The 19,621-nt window shown below is 61.5% G+C and carries 16 protein-coding genes and 1 tRNA gene; 7 read left to right on the top strand and 10 right to left on the bottom strand.

Features of this window, described 5'->3' with window-relative positions:
• The first annotated feature begins 478 nt into the window (after positions 1-478).
• Genes ACXZ1M_RS21715 through ACXZ1M_RS21705 form a run of 3 tightly spaced genes read left to right on the top strand, consistent with a single transcriptional unit; the run spans position 479 to position 4,293 of the window.
• Positions 479-1,633, top strand: a complete 1,155-nt coding sequence (locus ACXZ1M_RS21715) for a glycosyltransferase (RefSeq protein WP_459049702.1) — start codon at positions 479-481, stop codon at positions 1,631-1,633.
• Positions 1,626-2,960 (top strand): hypothetical protein, encoded by a 1,335-nt coding sequence (locus ACXZ1M_RS21710; RefSeq protein ID WP_459049701.1) that lies wholly within the window; start codon positions 1,626-1,628, stop codon positions 2,958-2,960. Before ACXZ1M_RS21715 ends, ACXZ1M_RS21710 begins: the two co-directional genes overlap by 8 nt.
• The gene (locus ACXZ1M_RS21705) at positions 2,896-4,293 is read left to right on the top strand and encodes a right-handed parallel beta-helix repeat-containing protein (RefSeq protein ID WP_459049700.1); all 1,398 of its coding nucleotides are present in this window, start codon (positions 2,896-2,898) and stop codon (positions 4,291-4,293) included. The genes ACXZ1M_RS21710 and ACXZ1M_RS21705 overlap by 65 nt, the downstream gene beginning before the upstream one ends.
• A gap of 49 nt (positions 4,294-4,342) precedes the next feature.
• Here ACXZ1M_RS21705 and ACXZ1M_RS21700 read toward each other — a convergent pair whose 3' ends face one another.
• The 10 genes from ACXZ1M_RS21700 to ACXZ1M_RS21655 form a co-directional block, all read right to left on the bottom strand.
• Positions 4,343-5,044, bottom strand: a complete 702-nt coding sequence (locus ACXZ1M_RS21700; RefSeq protein ID WP_459049699.1) for an exosortase C-terminal domain/associated protein EpsI — start codon at positions 5,042-5,044, stop codon at positions 4,343-4,345.
• On the bottom strand, positions 5,041-5,955 hold the full coding sequence (gene xrtB / locus ACXZ1M_RS21695; RefSeq protein ID WP_459049698.1) for an exosortase B: 915 nt from the start codon (positions 5,953-5,955) through the stop codon (positions 5,041-5,043). The genes ACXZ1M_RS21700 and xrtB overlap by 4 nt, the downstream gene beginning before the upstream one ends.
• Before the next feature lie 10 nt (positions 5,956-5,965).
• Positions 5,966-6,844, bottom strand: a complete 879-nt coding sequence (epsG, locus tag ACXZ1M_RS21690; protein ID WP_459054061.1) for a chain length determinant protein tyrosine kinase EpsG — start codon at positions 6,842-6,844, stop codon at positions 5,966-5,968.
• A 15-nt stretch (positions 6,845-6,859) separates the two neighbouring features.
• Positions 6,860-8,269 (bottom strand): chain length determinant protein EpsF, encoded by a 1,410-nt coding sequence (gene epsF, locus ACXZ1M_RS21685; protein WP_459049697.1) that lies wholly within the window; start codon positions 8,267-8,269, stop codon positions 6,860-6,862.
• A gap of 59 nt (positions 8,270-8,328) precedes the next feature.
• Entirely contained in the window at positions 8,329-9,117 is a 789-nt protein-coding gene (epsE, locus tag ACXZ1M_RS21680; RefSeq protein WP_459054060.1) for a polysaccharide export protein EpsE, read from the bottom strand.
• 44 nt (positions 9,118-9,161) lie between these two features.
• Entirely contained in the window at positions 9,162-10,103 is a 942-nt protein-coding gene (locus ACXZ1M_RS21675) for an EpsD family peptidyl-prolyl cis-trans isomerase (protein WP_459049696.1), read from the bottom strand.
• Between the two features lie 126 nt (positions 10,104-10,229).
• Positions 10,230-11,612, bottom strand: a complete 1,383-nt coding sequence (locus ACXZ1M_RS21670; protein ID WP_459049695.1) for an undecaprenyl-phosphate glucose phosphotransferase — start codon at positions 11,610-11,612, stop codon at positions 10,230-10,232.
• 12 nt (positions 11,613-11,624) lie between these two features.
• On the bottom strand, positions 11,625-12,851 hold the full coding sequence (epsL, locus tag ACXZ1M_RS21665; protein ID WP_459049694.1) for an XrtB/PEP-CTERM-associated polysaccharide biosynthesis outer membrane protein EpsL: 1,227 nt from the start codon (positions 12,849-12,851) through the stop codon (positions 11,625-11,627).
• A 47-nt stretch (positions 12,852-12,898) separates the two neighbouring features.
• On the bottom strand, positions 12,899-13,561 hold the full coding sequence (locus ACXZ1M_RS21660; RefSeq protein ID WP_459049693.1) for a CAAX prenyl protease-related protein: 663 nt from the start codon (positions 13,559-13,561) through the stop codon (positions 12,899-12,901).
• Positions 13,554-15,455 (bottom strand): ATP-binding cassette domain-containing protein, encoded by a 1,902-nt coding sequence (locus tag ACXZ1M_RS21655; protein ID WP_459049692.1) that lies wholly within the window; start codon positions 15,453-15,455, stop codon positions 13,554-13,556. Before ACXZ1M_RS21655 ends, ACXZ1M_RS21660 begins: the two co-directional genes overlap by 8 nt.
• A gap of 172 nt (positions 15,456-15,627) precedes the next feature.
• Between ACXZ1M_RS21655 and ACXZ1M_RS21650 the strand changes: the two genes are divergently transcribed.
• The 4 genes from ACXZ1M_RS21650 (at position 15,628) to ACXZ1M_RS21635 (ending at position 19,561) form a co-directional block, all read left to right on the top strand.
• A tRNA-Arg gene (locus ACXZ1M_RS21650) sits at positions 15,628-15,702 on the top strand.
• A gap of 368 nt (positions 15,703-16,070) precedes the next feature.
• Positions 16,071-16,934, top strand: coding sequence for a hypothetical protein (locus ACXZ1M_RS21645; RefSeq protein ID WP_459049691.1), 864 nt, complete (start codon positions 16,071-16,073; stop codon positions 16,932-16,934).
• A 137-nt stretch (positions 16,935-17,071) separates the two neighbouring features.
• Positions 17,072-18,052: a glycosyltransferase family 2 protein gene (locus tag ACXZ1M_RS21640; protein WP_459049690.1), complete on the top strand. Its 981-nt coding sequence runs from the start codon at positions 17,072-17,074 to the stop codon at positions 18,050-18,052.
• Between the two features lie 21 nt (positions 18,053-18,073).
• On the top strand, positions 18,074-19,561 hold the full coding sequence (locus ACXZ1M_RS21635) for a lipopolysaccharide biosynthesis protein (RefSeq protein ID WP_459049689.1): 1,488 nt from the start codon (positions 18,074-18,076) through the stop codon (positions 19,559-19,561).
• The last annotated feature ends 60 nt before the right edge of the window (positions 19,562-19,621 follow it).

The raw sequence follows: 19,621 nt of genomic DNA, 5'->3' as shown, positions 1-19,621 counted from the left end.
CGTCCATTCTGAGGGACGCTACGCTTACAAGCGCGGACCGGGAAACCACTTCAGGCCAGCCTCGTCATTCGCGTCGCAAGCATGCCTACTGTAAACGAAAACCTACATCTTTGACAATCTTTATACTATCGTGCGCGCCCCCGGCAGCAGCGTTTAGAATACCCGGCTTGCCGCTTGCAAGCGGAGTATCGCATTGCAGCAAACTTTACCCCGCACGACATTGCAACGCATAACTTTTTTATATTGAGTATGGCATGATAGTCAACAATGCGCGGTTCTGCAAATCGACCGGCAAACGCGGCGTCATGTAATATCCAGGTGGCAACTTTGCAGAAGCTTGCATATTTGCAGTATTGCCACCATGATGTTTTTTTTACACGGCGTCAATCATTTCCGATACAATCACGCGACGCCCCAAGCATTTCCGGGGAGCGGCTACCGAACGGCGTGGTGATACATTTCTCTTCAGGCGGCCCCATTGAACATCTTATTTTTGAGCCATACGCCGATGGGCGGCACCTTCGTAGTGGGCTCCCACCACTTGGCCAAGGGCTTCGCCCGCCAGGGCCACGCGGTCACACATCTTAGTCCCGCTGTCACGCCCGCCCACGCCTTCAAGGCCAAGGATCCCTTCGAACGTGAACGACTGCGCCGCTGGTGGCGCGGCGGACGCCTGATCAACGGCGTGCGCGACCTCATTCCTGGCGCCTTGCTGACCTGGGGCATGGCACGCCGGCTCGGCGACCCCTTCCGCTACTACGGACGCGGGGTGTACCAGTCGGCCATGCGGCAATTGCGCCGGGCCGCGTCGGCGCCGCCGGACGTAATCTTCATCGACGAACCGCGACTGGGCTATCTACTACAGGCCTGGCCACAGGCGCGCGTGGTTTACCGCCCGACCGACCTGTATGCGCAGATTCGCGGCGACGCCAGCATCACCGATGCCGAGCGGGCCGTGATCGCGCGCGCCGACGCCTTCATCGCCACCTCCGAGCCGGTCGCCGCGCACCTGCGCGCGATGGGCGCCAGCGACGTGCTGGTGCTGGAAAACGGCGTCGACCTGGCGCATTTCACCGCCGGCCCCGACTACGATGTTGAAAGCGAGCTGCCGCCGACCCCGCGCGCAGTGTACGCGGGAGCGCTCGACAACCGCTTCGGCCTCGACAGCCTGGAGGCGGCGGCCCGGCACAATCCGGCGGTCAATTTTGTCGTGATCGGCCCAGCCAACAAGGACATCGGCACGCGCTTGAGCGCCCTGCCCAACGTCTTCCCGATGGGGGCCATCCCCTATGAAAAGCTGCCCAGCTACCTGCGCCGCTGCCAACTCGCGTTGCTGCCGCTGTCGGACGATCCGTCCAACCGCGGCCGCAGCCCGATGAAGATTTTTGAATACGCATCGCTCGGATTGAGCATTGTCGCGACTGCAACAGAAGAGTTAGAAAGACGAAGATTGCCGTTTTTGCTCGTTGCACAATCTCCACAGGATTTTTCTTTCCATGTGGCACAAGTCGTTTCAGATGGCTTACTATATCAACGTGCTGACGCAATCGCATACGCCGCAAGCCAGGATTGGCTGCAGAAATGCGACGACGCTTTGGCACATTCCACGAAGGCAGCACAGCATCATGATTAAACGGAAAAAAGTCGTTCCCCTGCAAGGGCCCCTTGCTTTCGCCCGGCCTGTATGGTGGTTACACCCATCGGCCCTGGTCTGCGGCGTCTTAATTCCCATCTATCTGTTGCTGTGGTGGGCTGGTTTGCGGACGCAGGGGGCGATTTCGACCGCGAAGAGCCTGTTTTTCCTGGAAGGGCCAATCGCGGTGCTCGGCTTGCTGGGTTTGCTGGCGCTGGCGCTCGGGACATTTTCCCCGGTGCGGGCGACGCCGGTACAGCAACTCGCAACGCGCAAGTTCTGCTCGCCGCGCGTGTTGACGCTGCTGGCCTTGCTGGCGCTGTTTGGCTATGTGTATTGGTTCAAGGATTTGATATTGCACCCGGCCACGTTGCTGACGGCATTGAAGAGCAAGGGTTCGATCACGTATGCGCTGCGGTCATCGACCGAACGCAGCGCGGGGTTGGCGAGCATGGCCCAGCTGGGCTTGCCTTTCCTGGTGTTGTACTCGCATGCCCGCTGGGCCGGCGGCGCAGCGATGCTGGGTAGGCGGCACCACTGGCTGTTCGGGGCCTTGCTCTGCTGCATGTTTTTCCGGGCCTTCGCGTGGGGCGAGCGGGTGGCCTTGATCGAGGCGGCGATTGCGATTGGTTTTGTTTGGGTGTCTTTTGCCCCCATTAAGTCGACCTTGCTCAAACGACTGCTGCCATGGCTGCCGTTGTTGGGCGGGGTGGGGGTGGTGTTGCTGTTTGCGGCCGGAGAATATTTCCGCTCGTGGGGCTACTATGCGAAATCCCATGCGTCGTTCTGGGACTTTATCCTGCAGCGATTGATGAATTACTACTTCACGGCGCTGAACACCGGCGCCGGGATTTTAACGATGTATGACTGGCCGACGTATTCGATGGAAAGCGTGCTGCGGTGGCTGCACAAACTGCCGATCCTGGGACCGATTTTCACGTTCCTGGTTCACGGCAAGCCACTGAACCTGCTGTTCTTGAGTATGTACGGCGACCCGGAATTCAACAATCCTTCCGGCCTGTTTTTCGTGTTCTCCGATCTGGGCATAGTCGGGGGGCTCGCGCTGTTCCTTCTGATCGGGGCCACCGCGAAGTACGTTTATGCCAACTGGCGCAATTCGGCCACGGCTGTTGGCGCAATGTATTTCGTGTTCCTGATGATGTTCATGGAATTATTCCGCTATTTTTACCTTGGCGATCCGAGATGTTTCATGGTCGTCCTCGGTTTTGCCCTTGGCGCACTTAACTTTGTAGAGGTAAATCATGAAACATCTATCCCGCCGAAACTTTCTGGCAACCTCCGTCGCAGGCACCACGCTCCTGCTTAACAGCCCGTTCGCTTTCGGGCAAGTCACCGTCACCCGCACTCCGTGGCCGTCGGCTGCCAGCGAGGGTTCGGTGTCGGCGCAAACCACCGAGCTGCAAAGTCTCATTAACCGCGGCATCCCGGTCCTGATCCGCGCCGGTGCCCCGCGCGCCATCTCCAAGCTGGTGATCGCCAATGCTATAGCGGTTGATATCGCCGGTGAAACGGGCGCCGTGATCAATGTCATGACCACCCTCGACGGCGCTTTCCGCGTCTACAGCGCACCGCGCGCCTACTTCAGCAACTTCTCGATCGTCTGGCCGGGTACCGGCCGCGCCAGCCCGCGCAACAACGCCGCGCCGGGCATCTATGTGGCCGGATCGCCCAACGTCGTCATCGACAACGTTTCGGTGAGCCGTCCTTCCGGCGCCGGCATCCTGCTGAACGGCTGCACCGCGCCGAAAGTGACCAATACCAAGGTCGACAACACCGGCGCCGATGGCATTCACTTCGCCAACTGCAGCGACGTGCTGGCCTCCAACCTGACCACCGCCTTCACCGGCGACGACGGCGTCGCTTTCGTCGACTACGACGACCGTGCCGCCCCGGGTGGCTTCACGCTGGTGGGCGCCAAGATCACGGAATCGCTGGCGCGCGGCCTGGCCATCGTCGGCGCCTCGCGCGGCACGGCCACCGATATCATCATTGACGGCTGCGCCTCCAACAATATCCACATTGAACAGGATCCCGCTTACAAGACGCGCTTCCCGTCCGACATCACGGTACGACGCGTGACCGCTACGCGCTCCGGCGGCACCCTACCGAAAGCCGGCAATCAGTATGGCATCAACGTGCTGCGCGCCACCAAGGTGCTGCTCGACGACATCCAGGTCAGCAACGGCACCGGCATGGGCATTTCCGTGGTCGCCTCGCAAAACGTGGCACTGAGCAATGTGCGCTCGAGCGGTTCGCCGGTCAACGGCATGCGCATCATCAACTGCACCACGGTCACGCTGAGCAAGGTGAAGCTCCAGGACACCGTCTCGCAAATCATCTACATTGGTGACTCCAACGGGGTGACCGGCGATGCTGAAGTGACCTACGTGCGCACCACCACCCTGCCGGCAGTGCAGATCTCCAACAGCAAGAATATCGGTATCAATGCACTGAGCTATGTCGGCTTCCCGATTAACACCTTGAAGCTGGCTTCGACCAGCAACACGGGTACCCTGGTCATTAAAGACACACCGCCGGCGGCCACCTCGCTGGTCAACGGCGTGCTGGCGGTCGTAACGCAGACCTACAACGGCGTGCGCCAGGCAACCGATAGCCTGGCGATTACTTTCCCGAAATAAGCAGTGCTGCGTCAGCATGGAAAACGGCGCCCGCGGGCGCCGTTTTTTATTATCTGAGCAGCATTTCCCGCGTCTTCGGCGGCACGGCCTGACTCAGCTCGACCAGAAAGCGGTCCAGCACCGGCCACGCTTGCTGAACCTCCTGCGGATCGCGCACCGACTGCGAGGCCCGCACCAGGATGCCGTCCGGGATGGTGCCGTTGAAGCCGTCCTTGAGGATGCGCATCCGCGTTTCCATGGCGTTTTCGCTGTAAAGCGAACCGATGCGGATCCAGTAGCTGACCGCTTCGATATTCCGCCCCGAGGTCGCCACCATGTGCTTGCCGGTGGCCGCAGCGCCGCTCGGACCGCTGAGCGGGAACACCGCCGGCGCCAGACTGTTGACTTTGTAGCCTTGGGCCACGTAGCACAGGTCCGGCCGGTGCACCTTCACTTCCTGCTGTTGCTTGTGCCCCCAGGCCAACGCCAGCATGACCACTTCGCCCTTGCTGTTGGAATAGGTGCGCATCACGGTCTGGTCATACGGCTGGTCGATATTCGGTTCGCCAGTCGAGGTGCTGACCTGGGCGCCCACAGTCGGCACCAGGCGCCAGTCACCGAAGGACTTGGGTACCGTGGTCTCGAGATCGGGCGGATTCTGCACGCTGATCAGGGTCGGGCGCGCTACCACCGCGCCAACACCGGCGGCCACCAACAGCGCCGCAGCGACCACGCTGGTCTTGAGCGCCAACACGGGAAGTTGGAATTTCATTTGCCCTCCTTGGCAACAGCACGGCCGCGCCAGCGGCCCCAGGTGGTGGAGATGGTGCGCAGCATGGTATCCATGCCGATGATCAGCATCAGGCCGCACAGGAACAGCACCATGCCGGAGAAACCGTGCAAGAAGCCCTGCCCCGCCTCGTCGCCGAGGTGGAAGGTGATCAGCGCCAACACGATGACGCGGGTGACGTTCGAGGCGAACGAAATCGGCACGATCAGCAACGCCAGCATGATGTTGCGGAACGCCGACTCATGGCGCATCACGTTCAGGTACAGCAGGCCCAGCGCTTCGAGCGTGAACAAGGAGTTCAAGCCCGAGCAGGCATCCGCCACCAGCAACTGGTAGGGTCCGATATTGATGATGACGCCGGCGCGCGAAACCGGGTAGCCGAGCAGGTACAGCAGTTCTTCGGCCGAGTAGGACACCGCCACTTTGAGCGGCTGTGTGACGGCGTCGACCAGCGAACCGGGCAGCGGCACCATAAAGCACAGGAAGAAAAAGGCGAACCATAGATGGCGGGCCACGGCGCCGCCGAAAAACAGCAAGGTTAGCCCCAGCAGTACCGGCATCAGCGAGCCGACCTCAAAGATCAGCACCGATTGCGAGCGGCCCACGATGAACAGCAGCAGGCCGATCACCAGCACGGTGTAGCCGGCCAGCGGCGCCGGCCGCACCGGCACCGCCTCGACGGCGACGCTCTTGGCGCGGTACCACAATAGCCACAAGGCCACGGCCAGCACAATCGGGCCGTGGGCGTTGCGGTCGGTACTCCAGACGCCCTGGAACAGGTCGATGAAGCTGGGCACATAGGCCGCGAGCAGGCCCAGCAGCACAACCATGGCGCCCGCCATAGGGCGCCAGCCGGCGCCGGCCTGCGGCACGTCGGGGGCGATCGCACGCATCGTTTCCACCTTAGAAATCAACCAATACGGTGCCGATCACCACCGCGCCGCTTTGCGTGACCTTGTCGGCCATTGCGTTCAAGTCATCGAGCCGTGTCTTGTCCTTGCGGGCCACCAGCAGCACGCCTTTGGCACGCATGGCCACGGCCAGCGGATCGGCGCCGAGGGCCCAGGCCGGCGCATCGTACAGCACCACGTCGTACAGCGATTCCAGGCGCGTGTTGAGGGCGCCGAAGGCGGAGCGGTTGAGCATCTCCTGCGGGTTCGGCGGCACGGTGCCGGCCGGCAGCACCGACAGCGACAGGAAATGCTCGATCTTGGCCACCGCCTCCAGATCGGCACGCCCGGCCAGCACGTCGGACAGGCCGGCGCGTCCCTTGAGCGCGAAAATCTCGTGCTGGCTCGGCGCGCGCATGTTGGCGTCGACCAGCAGCGTGCGCTCGCCCAACTGGGAGAACACCACCGCCAGGTTGGCCGCCAACAGGCTGGCGCCGTCGCCGCTGTCCACCGCCGCCACCAGCAGAGCGCTGTGACCGCGCGTAAACCAGCTCAGCATCAGCTGGCTGCGCACCGCGCGCAACGATTCGACCTGGGCGCTGAACGGCTCGTAGGCCGCCTTCAGGTGCGGCGAGTAGCCGCCCTCGCCGACCTGCAGGTACGGATAGTCGAACTGGCGCGCCAGGATTTGCTGAATGTCGGCTTCGGTGATCAGGCCCAGACGCATGGCAGCTTCGCCGAAGCGTATGCCCAGCTCCTTCTGCATGCGCAACACGCGCTCGGCGTTCTCCGGCGTGATTTTGCCGGAGTCGAGCAGCAGGCCGCCGATGCTCGATTCACGGCGCGGGGCGTTCTCGCCCGCTTCAGTATTAACGATCGCTGGTTGTGTCATCATGTTTTCCATATTTTAGTTCAGCTGCAACGCGCGCGAGGCAGCCCGGGAGCCCAGACGGCGCTTCGAGCGGCGCACGGTGGAACCGTTCCAGTCGATGCTGCCCAGTACCGGCAGCTGCGCCAACTCCACCAGGTCGTGTTCCGAACGCACGCGGCGGTCGAACATCTCCAGCACCAGCGTCAGGATCACACCCAGCATGGTGCCAACCAGCGCGGCCACCAGCGTATTGAGCCACACGATCGGAGTGGCCGGGTACAGCGGCGACACGGCCGGATTCAGCAGCGACACTTCCGACTGCTCGTAGGCGCCTTCGATGCTGGTCTGCGACAGGCGCAGCGCGGTGGCGTCGAGCGCGCGTTGGGCACTTTCCACATCGCGCTGCAGCACGCCGAGTTCATCGCGGGTACGATTGAGTTCCAGCAGACGGGTCTTCTGCTCCTGCAGGGCGGCGCGGATCGAGGCTTCGCGCTGTTGCAGGATCTGGGCGTTGTTGCCCACCGAGCTGCCGGCCAGGCCGGACTGGGCGGCCAATTCCGAGCGCAGCTTGTCCAGTTCGGCCTTGCTGCTCTGGTACAGCGGGTGGTTCTGAGCCAGGCGCGACGACACTTCGGCGAACTTCGCCTCGGCCGAGGATACCTGGGTTTTCAGGTTCAAGATCAGCGGGTTACCAGCTACATCCGGGGATTCGCCGCCGCTGCGCACCATGCGGTCGCGCGAGTTCGCTTCCATCAGGGCGCCCTGGGCCGCCACCAGCTGCGACGACAGGTCGTTGAGGCGGTTGGACTCGACGTCGAGACGGTTGTCCACGCTCACCAGGCCGTGCTCCTGCTGGTACTTCGACAGACGGCTTTGCGCCGCCTCATAGTTGTCGCGCAGCTGCTTGATCTGCACCGCGAAATACGAGCTGGCCTTGCGCGACGGATCAACCTTGAGCGCCACGTTGGCGTTCTGGTACTCGTGGGCGAAGGCGTTGGCGATCGCGGCCACGAAGTCGGGGTCGGAACCGCGGAAGCTGATCTCGATCACGCTGCTTTCGCGCGACGGCGTGATGTCGAGCTTGCGCAACAGCAGATCGGCCAGCCAGTCGCGGATATCGCCGCGGCCTTCGGTGGCGTCGCGGAACTGCTCGACCACCGCCGGCGCCTGCGCCAGCTTGAGCGCATCGACCACGCGCAGGGCGACGTTCTTGCTGCCGATGATGTCGATCTGGGTGGCGATGAAGCCCGGCATCATGGAACCGGCCGACGGCTGGCCGGTGACCGGATCGAGACCTTTGTAGTTCAGCACAACCGTGGCGGTCGCCTTGTATGACTTGGGCCACAGCAGGCTGCCGACCAGCACCAGTACGATCGTGGAGATCGCCACCGACAGCAGCACGACTTTGCGTGCCCGCAGTATCATTAGAAATTGAGAAAAATTCATGGCCAATGCTCACGTTGTAGTACTAAATTTACCGGCCGCCTTGCGCGGCCGGGACGAAGTTAAAACAGGCTTTCCTTGACGTAGACCACGTCGTCGACCTGCACCAGGTCGTCGTGCTTGGCGTCGAGCACCTGCAGCTGGCCATTGGCGTCGCGGCGCTTGATGCGGATGCCGCGCTCGGTGCCGCGGGCGGTCAGGCCGCCGCCGGTCGAGAGCGCCTGCAGCACGGTCATGCCACGCTCGAGCTTGAAGGCGCCGGCACGCTGCACTTCGCCGTAGATGTAGAAGCGCGGAGCGCGTTCGATGTACAGCACGTCGCTGCCGCTGAGCTCGTAATTGCGCGACAGGTCGCCGGTGCGCATCATCTCCACCACGTCGACCGTTTCCTTGGTGGTCTGGCCGTTGCGCTTGCGGATCACCGAGATGCTGTCGCCGCCTTCAGGCAAGATGCCGCCGGCCTGGGCCAGCAGGTCCAGGATGGTGCGGCGCGCTTCGAGCGGATAGCGGCCCGGACGCAGCACCTGGCCCAGCACCGACACCTGCTGGCTCTGTACCAGGCTGACCAGGATGTTGACCTGCGGCTGCTTGACGATCTTCTTGCTTTCCAACAAACCCGCAATCTTGCGCTCCGCGTCGGGCACGGTCAGGCCGTCGACGTTCACCTGGCCGAGCAGCGGGAAGCTGATATTGCCGCCTTCGGCAATTTTGGTCTCGACCGTCAGGTCAGGATTGTTATAGACGCTGACCCGGACCACGTCCCCCGCGCCCAGCACCACATCGGCGGCGGCGGCGTGGCCACCGAATACCGCAGTCACCGCGACCACCAAACCCAGCAAGAGTCGTTTCATCATAGCATTCTTTCAATATTATTATAAAAAGGAAAAGCGCTGCATTACTTCAGCCCGGCCACGCCACGCGCGGTCGAATCGGTCGCCTGCGCTGGCGCCGAGGCCGCAGGGGCGGCCGGCGCCGGCGTCTTGGCGCCCGGCGTCATGGCGGGATTGAGATAGTCGATCTTGGCCAGTCCGCGCAATTTCGCCAGTTCGGCTTCGGCCACCTGCTTGGTCTGCTGATTGGTCAAGAACTGCTGAATCTGCGGCGTGGCCTGCGCCAGCGTGACCGGCGCGTCCTTGACGTCGACGACCTGGCTCAACACGCTGCGTTCGCCTTCGCGGACGATGAAGAGCTGCCCCGGCTTCATGGCCAGCAGGCGCGCGCTCAGCTCCGGCGGCAGGTCCGAGCTGCTGCGGCTGATCTGGCCGCGCGCGTACTTGACGCCGTTGGCGTCGAACCAGGCGGCAACCTGCTCAAGCGACGTGGCCTTGTCGATGGTTTCCTTGGCCTTGTCGTTCAGCTCGGCCGTCGGCAGCACCAACTGGCGCATGTCGAACTGCTTGCGCTGCGCGAAGAACTGCGGGTTCTTCTCGAAATACGCGCTGACGGCGGCGGCGCTCGGCGGCGTCGGCGCGCCGACGCGCTTCTGCAGGTAAGCCTGCGCGATGATCTGCGCCTTGGCGCGCTCGATCGCCTGCACCACCTTGGGATCGCGCTCGAGCTTTTCTTTGCCGGCGGCGTTCAGCAACAGCTGACGATCCACCAGGCTGCTCAGCACCTGCTTGCTGGCGGTCTCTTGCTGGGCCGGCTGCACGCCGGCGCGCTGCAGCTCTTCGTTCAGCTGCGACACCGTGATTTCCTCGCCGTCAACGCGGGCCAGGGCCTGACCGCTTTTCGGGCTACCCTTCTCGCCGCCGCAAGCACTCAACACCGCAGCGGACACCACCGCCAGCACCAGGCTACCTGCACGCACCGCCATTTTTTTATGCACGATATTCATTGTTTCCATCATTAGTAAGAGTTAAAGCCTGCGCGGCCAGACCATGAACGAGTATGCAAGACACAACGTTGATTGTCAAACTTGCAAATTATAAACACCTTAAGGACACCAAAAAACGACAACGCTTCAGTGCGCGTTCTCGCGCTTGAGAACCACGGCCACTGTACGGAAGATAATCCACAGATCGAGCCACAGCGACCATTTGCGCACGTAGTCGAGATCGTACCGGATGCGCGCTTCCATCTTGTCGAGCGTCTCGGTCTCCCCGCGCATGCCGTTCACCTGCGCCCAGCCCGTGATGCCGGGCTTGACCTTGTGGCGCAGCATATAACCTTTGATCAGCTTGCGGTACTGCTCATTGTGCGCCACCGCGTGCGGGCGCGGACCAACGATGCTCATCCGGCCTTGCAGGACGTTGATGAACTGCGGCAGCTCGTCCAGCGAGCTACGGCGCAGGAAGGCGCCGATCGGCGTGACCCGGGCGTCGTTCTTGGTGGCCTGGGTGACCTTGGCGCCATCTTCCGTGACCCGCATCGAACGGAACTTGTACACAATGATCTCCTCCCCGTACAGGCCGTAGCGGCGCTGGCGGAAGATCACCGGCCCCGGCGACGACAGCTTGACGGCGATGGCGATCACCAACATGATCGGCAGCAGCATCAGCTGGATCACCGCGCCGATGACGATGTCGCTCAGGCGCTTGATCACGCTGTCGACCCCGGTAAATGGCGTCTCGCAGATGGCGATCACCGGCATGCCGCCGACATTGTCGAAGCGCGCCTGCATCAGGTCGAAGACGTAAATATCCGGCAGGAAATAGACCGAGGCCGTGGTGTCCTGCAGCTCTTCGAGTAATTTGCGGATGCGCGGCTGGGCCGACAGCGGTTGGCTAATGTAAATCATTTTGATCTGATTGGCGCGCACATAAGCGGCCACATCGCCCATCGCGCCGAGCACCGGATGCCCCATGTTGGACGGGTGGCGGTCCGCCGTGCGGTCGTCGAAGTAGCCGACCATGCGCATGAACAGGTTGGGGTTGCGCTCCATGACGCTGGCGAACTTCATGCCGACGTCGTTGGCGCCGACGATGATGGCCGTGCGCAGCTCGCCCTTGTCGGCCGGGCGCCCGCCCAACAGGCCGGACACCAGATGGCTGGCCAGCATGACCACCGGCGTGGCGATGAACCAGGCCAGCAGCACGCGGCGATCGAAATGGCGGCCCATGCCGGCGACCACGCCCAGCAAGCACAGGATGGCCACCGTGATCATCCAGCCCGTGACCACGTCGCGGGTGTAGGCCAGCATGCGGCCGGCGCGCCAGTTGCGGTACGGTTCGATCATCTGGTAGACCGACGAGGAGATGAAAAACGCCAGGATCATCAGGATCAAGGCGTAGCCATCACAACGCTGGACAAACAACAGCGAGCAAAGGTAAAGCGTGCCCATGACGATCAGCGGGTCGACCACCCGCTGGAAGAACGAAATAATCGGGATATCGGAAAATGTCATGGATGGTTCCGTCTAAAACTGGACGCTGGCGGTCAGCGAAGCACCATTGGCGCGATAACGGTTGGTAAATGTGGAGTTGCTCGAGCGCGATTCGCGGAAAGCATTCAAGTTGAGCGACAGGCTCTCGTGGAACACATAGCTGGCGCCGGCCGACACGCGGCGGAAACTATCCTCGGGTCGCAGCGCCGGCGCCGCGCCGGCGGCCTGGAACAGGTCGCGCTTCACATAGCGGGCGTCGGCGTTCAGGCGCACGCGCGCCTGCACCGACCATACGCCGCTCACGCTGGCGCCCTTGTCCTGGCTGTAGGCCACTGTACTGATGCCGTCGAACGGTGTGTATTCCCGCCACAGATTGCCGGTCAGCTTGACGGTGGCGGCGGGCGACCAGTCGACCACGAGACGACCGTCGAGCCCGCTGGAATCATTGCTGGTGAAGACCTCGTTGCGGCGCCGCGCCCAGCCGCCGAGAAACTCGACTTGCGTCACCGGGCTGTACTTCCACGAGATCTTCAGCTTGGCCTCGTCCTGGCGGAAGCTCTGGGTCGACACCACGCCATTGACGCGGCGCGGCTGCAGGTAGTCGGTATCGATGCGGCCGAACTGCAAGCCGACCGAACTGCCGCTCGCGGCCAGGTAATCGAAACCGACCGTCGAGCTTTTGCCGTCGCGGTCGAGGTAGGCCTGCGACGGCAGGTCGTTGCGCGAATCATTGCGACTGACGCCGCCGCGCACTTGCCAGCTCGGGTGGAAACGGTAGCGCAGTTCAAAATTCTGGCCGCGGTTGGTGCGCAGATTGCGGTCGGTCGAGTGGTAATCGGTGAACGCCGGCAGCGACTCGGTGTAGTAAGCGCCCAGCGTACCGCTGAGGTGGGTACCCAAGGCCCACAGCCAGTCGCCGTTGACTTGCTTGCCGGTGTAGTTCAGCACTTCCAGGCGGTCGAAGTCCACCTTGCTGGCTTGCGCGGTAACGACGAAACGCTGCAGCCCAACCGGGCGATCCAGCCGCAAGCCGGCGTACTTGGTCACGTATTTGTCCGAGCGCTCGCCGGTATCTTGGCTGCCGTCGTCGCGCAAGCGCAGCAAATTGTCGTCATAGCTGTAGATGATGCCGCCAAACGGATGCAGCGTATCGCTGAGCGCGGCATGCGCCGGCAAGATGCTGGCGATGCTCAGGGTCAAAACCGAGGCCAGTTGCAGCCCGCGGCGCGCTGCGAAAGGCACGCCCATATTTTCTCGCATGGAATTCAGCATGATGACTTATCTGTAGGAGATTTTTCTTATGAAATTTACCAGTAACTCCACTGGCCCGTGGCCACCACCCATATGCCAAGCAGACCATTGGTCGTGGCGTGCGCCAGAACCGGCGACCACAACGACCCGCTGCGCACATACAACAGACTGTATACCAGTCCGGCAACGATCCCTGCAAGCCACAAAGTGTGCTCAAAACCAAATAATAACACCGTAACAACAATTGCCCATTTTTTCACTTGTGCGGGACGCACGGACAGGAAATCGACAGCGGTGAGCCAACGCATCAGGAAGGAGCGCCAGAACAACTCCTCCATCACCGGCACCACCAGCGCCGCGCCACACCAGCGCGTCACCACCAACACCCAGTTGAGCCGGTCGCCGTCGCGCGGATCGAAACCGGCGGCGTCGCCGACAACCATCCAGCGCGCATCCAGGTTCACCCACAGCACCAGGACCACCGCCCCTGCCAACACGGCAATCATAACATTCCGCCAATTAAACGGCCATTTCGTTAACTCTTGATAGTCACGCCAAAAATAGGCCAGCGCCACACCCACCGCAGCGATTTTCACCGGATAGAGCCAGCGCATCTGTTGCGCATCGACCCCGGCACGTGCAAGCAGATCGGCCAGGACGATGAAGCCCATGTACAGGGCGAACGGCAGGATCCGGGCCAGCGAAGCGCGTTCAACCATTGGCGTGCCGTTTCTCGATCTCTTCCCAGCGCTCCAAGGTCTGCAACAGCTGCGCCTCGATTTCATCGACGCGGGCGCTGATGCGGCGCGCTTCCGCAGCGTTCTTTTTGTAAAAGTCGGGGTCGCTCAGCTGCAGCGTCAGCGCGCTCTGCTCGTCCTCGAGCGCGGCAATTTGCTTAGGCAATTCCTCAAGCTCGCGCTGTTCCTTGAAGCTGAGTTTTTTCCCCTTGCTCGCCGGCGTCGGGACCGGCGCGGCCACGCTGACCTTGGCCGGCGCCGCCTTGGCGCTGGCGGCCACGGTGTCGCGCACCCGCTCCCAGTCGCTGTAGCCGCCAACGAACTCGCGCCAGTGCCCCTCGCCTTCGGCGACGATGACCTGGGTCACCACGTTGTCGAGGAAGGTGCGGTCGTGGCTGACCAGGAACACGGTGCCGGTGTACTCTTCCAGCAGCTCTTCCAGCAACTCCAGCGTATCGATATCGAGGTCGTTGGTCGGTTCGTCCAGCACCAGGCAATTGGCCGGCTTGGCGAACAGGCGCGCCAGCAGCAGGCGATTGCGCTCACCGCCGGACAGCGACTTGACCGGCGAGCGCGCGCGTTCGGGCGAGAACAGGAAATCGTTCAGGTAACTCATCGAATGCTTGCGCTGGCCATTGACCTCCACCCAATCGCTGCCGGGGGAAATGGTGTCGACCAGGCTGGCCTCCTCGTTGAGCTGGGTACGCATCTGGTCGAAGTACGCCACCTGCAACTTGGTGCCGAGCTTGGCCACGCCGCTGTCGGGAGCCAGTTCGCCCAGGATCATCTTCAACATGGTGGTCTTGCCGGCGCCGTTGGCGCCGATCAGGCCCACCTTGTCGCCGCGCAGGATGGTGCCGGTAAAGTTGCTGACGATGGCGCGGCCGCCATAGGTCTTGCTGATGTTTTCCAGTTCGGCCACCACCTTGCCCGAGCGCTCGCCGGAAGACACCTCCAGTTTGACCTGCCCCTGCTGTTCGCGGCGCGCGGCGCGCTGCAATCGCAGCGCCTCGAGACGGCGCACGCGCCCCTCGTCGCGCACCCGGCGCGCCTTGACGCCCTTGCGGATCCAGATTTCTTCCTGCGCCAGCACCTTGTCGAATTTGGCGTTCTCCACCTCTTCGTTCTCCAGCAGCTCGGCCTTGCGCGCCTGGTAGGTGGTGAAGTTGCCGGGGAACGACAGCAGGCGGCCACGGTCGAGCTCGATGATGCGGGTGGCGACGTTGTCGAGGAAGGAGCGGTCGTGGGTGATGAACAGCACGCTGCCCTTGAAGTCGCGCAGCAGGCCTTCGAGCCACATGATGGAGGTGAAGTCGAGGTGGTTGGTCGGCTCGTCGAGCAGCAACACGTCCGGCGCCGACACCAGCGCGCGCGCCAGCGCCACACGCTTTTGCATGCCGCCCGAAAGCTCCTTCATCAGCAGGCTGCCCGGCAGGTTCAGCTTGTCCAACACGGTTTCCACCTTGTTGTTGACGTTCCAGGCGTCGGCAGCGTCGAGCTGCACCTGGATATCGTGCATGCGCTCCATCAGGGCGTCGTCGTCGCCTTGGCCGAACTGCCCGGTCAAGGCCTCGTACTCCTTCAGCAGTCCCGGCAGCTCGCCGAGACCGGAAGCAACCGCGTCGTGGACGCTCATGTCCGGATCAAACACCGGTTCCTGCTCGACATAAACAATGCTCAGGTTCTGCTGCATGACCAGCAGGCCGTCGTCGAGCTTGAACTTGCCCGAGATGATTTTCAGCAGCGACGACTTGCCGGTGCCGTTGCGGCCGATCAGGCCGACGCGCTCGCCGACTTCGAGGGAGAATTCCGCGTGATCAAGCAGCGCGACGTGGCCGAACGCAAGTTGCGCCGAGGATAAAGAGATGACTGCCATAGTGATATGAGAAGCTGCCGGACGCTGCGACAAGCCAGCGAAAGCGGCGGGTTGAATTGAAACGGCATTGTAACGCTATCAACCCTTGGCGCGGCAAAACAATTGTGCATTGCAGTAGAAACAAGCAACGCTAGTAGCACGGCTACGGCTCCGCTATAATGGCGCGCGTTGTCTCCCCGTAGCACAATGGATAGTGCACATGCCTCCTAAGCGTGGGATACTGGTTCGATTCCAGTCGGGGGGACCATCTCACATCGCTTGCAACTATAAGTTGCTCAGAGTATTATTTCTGATAATAAACTTATTATCTAAATAACTCCATGTCCCGCACCGCTGCCTTTATCCTACTACTCCTGCTTTTCGCTTGCATTTGCTGGGCCGCTGCAAACGGGGATTTCTGCGCAACCCAACACGATTGCAAATAGCAGCCGCAGACTGCGGCTCCCGCATAACATGCATCGGAATGGTGTGGCGCAGCAAAAATCCGCACTATCCGCACACGCCTCACAGGGCAGAGCACGATTGCACTGCAACGAAATACGGTGCCATCAGGCATAGCTGGGTTAAAATTGCAGCAATTGAAAGTATTTGCGCAGCAATAAGAAACCAGACCCCATGACCCGAAGCGTAAAATCCATCCTCACTTCTCTCTACGTCCGTGCCTCCGATGTCTATCTGAAGGCCGCGCTACGCCGCAGCTGGGCAAGTCGGGCGCAAGCCTTGCGTGCCGAGCAGGCGGCGCTTGGCGACACTTTCGACGTGGTGATCTCGCTCACCTCCTATCCGCCGCGTTTCGCCACCCTGCACCTGACGCTGCAGTCACTGCTGTTGCAGGCCCACGCGAAAAAAAGGGTGGAACTGTGGATCGCGGAAAAGGATATGGGCCAACTGCCCCAGCAGGTGAAGGATCTGACAGCCTATGGCCTGCAGATTAGCAGCTGCGAGGACACGCGCTCGTATAAGAAATTGATTCCCGCATTGCTCAAGTATCCGACGCTGCCGATCGTGATCGCGGACGACGACGCTTATTACTGGCCAAGCTGGCTCGACGAATTGATCGACGCCGGCAAAGCCAACGGCGACAAGGAAGTGATCTGTCATCGCATGCACTACATCCGGCACGGCGCGGGTGGCCTGCCGCTCCCCTATCGCCAATGGGAAAGCGAGTCGCAACGCCGCGACGCCAGCGCGCATCACTTCCCGACCGGCTTGGGCGGCGTGCTGTATCGCCCCGGCGTCCTGCCGCCGGAAGTGTTTGATCGCCAGGCCTACATGGAACTGTGTCCGACCGGCGACGACATCTGGTTTTATTGGATGGCGCGCCAGAACGGTGCAACCTTCCGATGCGTGCAGGTCACCAGCTATATCCATAACTGGCGTGGCTCGCAAAAGGCGGCGCTGGCCAATCACAACGTCGGCAACGATATGAACGATGTGCAGTTGAACGCGATGATCAAACGCTTTGGTTATTTCACCTGATTCATGCCCGCACAGTTCGTTGCTCCACTATTTGAAATCTTGTATACTGCACAACGAACTTCCCCTTAACGCCCACGTCCCACCTCGCCCATGCCTAGCATCCGAAACGTGACACCTCTCGCCAAGAAAGTCGCCCCATGATCGAATCGGCTCAAATCGAGCAGCCGCTGTTTGCAGTCATCGTGCCGCTTTATAACAAGCGGAATACCGTGGAACGCACCATTCGCTCCGTCTTGGCGCAGACCGAACAACGCTTCGAACTGATCATTGTGGACGACGGCGGGACGGATGACAGCGTGGAACTCGTCGAGGCTTTTTCCGATCCCCGTTTGCGCTTGATTCGCCAGCCGAACATGGGTCCCGGCGGTGCCCGCAACCGTGGCGTAGCGGAATCCACTGCGCCGTTTTTGGCATTTCTGGATGCGGACGACAACTGGCGTCCACGGCATTTGGAGCGCGCCCTGGCGGCGCTCGAGGAAAATCCTCAAGTGGCGGCTTTCGTCTCCTCATTCGATGTGGGCGATTACGCGCAGATCTATCCCAACAAAATACCGATGCTGGTCAATCAGTCCGGCGTTTGGACCATGCCCCAGGACTCCACTCCCGAGCAAGTGAAATTGGGGGTGGACGCCAGTCAGACCAGCTGCATGGTTGTGCGCCGGTCTTCCTTCGAGAAATACGGCGGATTTTACGAAAAAAATCGATGCACGTACGGTGAGGACACTTATATGTTTGCACCGATGTTCATCTGCGAGCCCATCTATTTCTCGCTGCATCAAGAAGTGGACTTTCATGTGGAGGATTCCGCCTTGGGGCAAGCGCACGCTGGCGCCCATCCACCCCACCCTTCGCTGGTCGATCCGGAGCCATTCAAAAAGCTCGGTGCGTCGCAGCCCGTTTTGCTTGCCAAATATCTGGCAATTCAACGGCAGATCTACACGCGGCGATTGGCGAAGTTCGGCCGTTATCGAGACATTGCGCGCCTTCGCAAGGCGTTTCCCCCACCCCCTCCAGGCGCGAACTTCATCAAGGAGCGCAAGGTGGATTTGCTTTGCCTCCTAGCGAGTTTAGGTTTGCGTAAAGGCAAAGGCAAAGTTCCGGCGCCGCTGTGGATGTAGCATTTTCAGGACTTCATTATTGTGAGTGACCACGCACCAGATAGCCCCAAGAAATCCCTTGCACGAACAGCCGCCATAGGCGTCGTCTGGTCGGTCGCGGCGTCCTTCGGGACGCAAGCCGTGTCGTTTCTGGTATTTGCCGTATTAGCGCGCCAGTTAACGCCACTGGAATTCGGCGTCGTCGCCCTGGCCACGGTTTTTCTTGACTTGCTCACCCTGGTCGGTCGCGGCGGATTGACCGAAGTGCTGATTCAACGCCCAACGCTCGACCAGACGGACAAATCCACTGCATTCTGGAACAGCCTTGCGCTCGGCCTTGTGGGCACCGCCGTGATTTGGCTTGGTGCGCAGGCTGCCGCAACCTATTTCCACTCGGCCGACCTGGCGCCGGTAATGCGCGGGCTTGCCATTGCCTGCACCTTGAATGTCGTGGGTACGGTGCATGAGGCTATGCTGAAACGTACCTTCGGCTTCAAGGCACTCGCGATCCGCACGCTGCTGGCGGCCTTGATCAGTGGCGCAGCCGCGTTGGCTGCAGCCTATGCCGGCTGGGGAGCCATGAGCCTGGTCGTGCAGCGCATTGTCGCTACCGTCCTGCTGACCGGCATCATGTGGTGGGCAGTGCGTTGGTGGCCCACCCTGAGTTATTCGCGGCAAAAAGCCGTGGAACAGATGCGCATGGGGCTGGTGCTGTGCGGCTCGGCGCTGCTCGGCGCCGGCAATCAACGCATCATTGATATCGTCATTGGCCGCCTGCTGGGCGCCCAAGGGGTCGGCCTGTTCCGGATCGCCTGGCGTGGCCTGGATCTGCTGATGCAGATCGGCCTCACGCCGATCAACCAGGTCACGCTGCCACTGTTCTCTCGCCTGCAAAACGATCCGAAGAGCCTGGGCGCGGCCTACCTGCGGGTTGCGCGCGTCACCGCATTGGTGATCTATCCCGTATTTATAGGCTCGGCAGTCATCGCGCCTGAATTCATCCGCCTTGCGTTCGGGTCGCAATGGGACGGCAGCGTACAACTGATGCAAATCCTTGCGTTGGGTGTGGTGGCCATGCCGATGATTTGGTTCAAGAGCAATGCGCTGATTGCCATCGGCAAGTCGCGCGCGGTGATGTGGCTCAATATCGTTGAGTTCTCGCTGAGCTTGGCGGTTGTCATCATTGCCTGCCAATGGGGAGTGACCGGCGCGGCGTGGGGCAACACGATTCGCCTGATCATCGCCGTGCTGCCGATCTGGCTGGCATTGCGCCATTTCTTCGGCATTCGGTTGAGCGCACTGTTATACAGTCAGTTCCCGGCATTTGTATGCACAGTGATGATGGCATCGGTGACTTTACTTGCGGATTTCTATCTGAACATGCCTTCGCCGCTGCTGAAATTGGTGGTGCTCTCCGTGCTCGGCGCCGTCACCTATGCGGCTTCGTTGCGCCTGTTGCATCAACACGCATGGCGCGAGTTGCTGGACATGGCCCCTGGGCCAGTGCGCGGACTACTCAAGCGCTTCTAATTTCGGTGAATGATGGCCTAATCCAATGGCAACGCTAAAATAGCCGGTCCACTCCTGCAA

The organism is Duganella paludis (assembly GCF_054461335.1).
The sequence above is the reverse complement of the archived record's forward strand: the minus strand, read 5'-3'. Positions and strand labels throughout refer to the sequence as shown.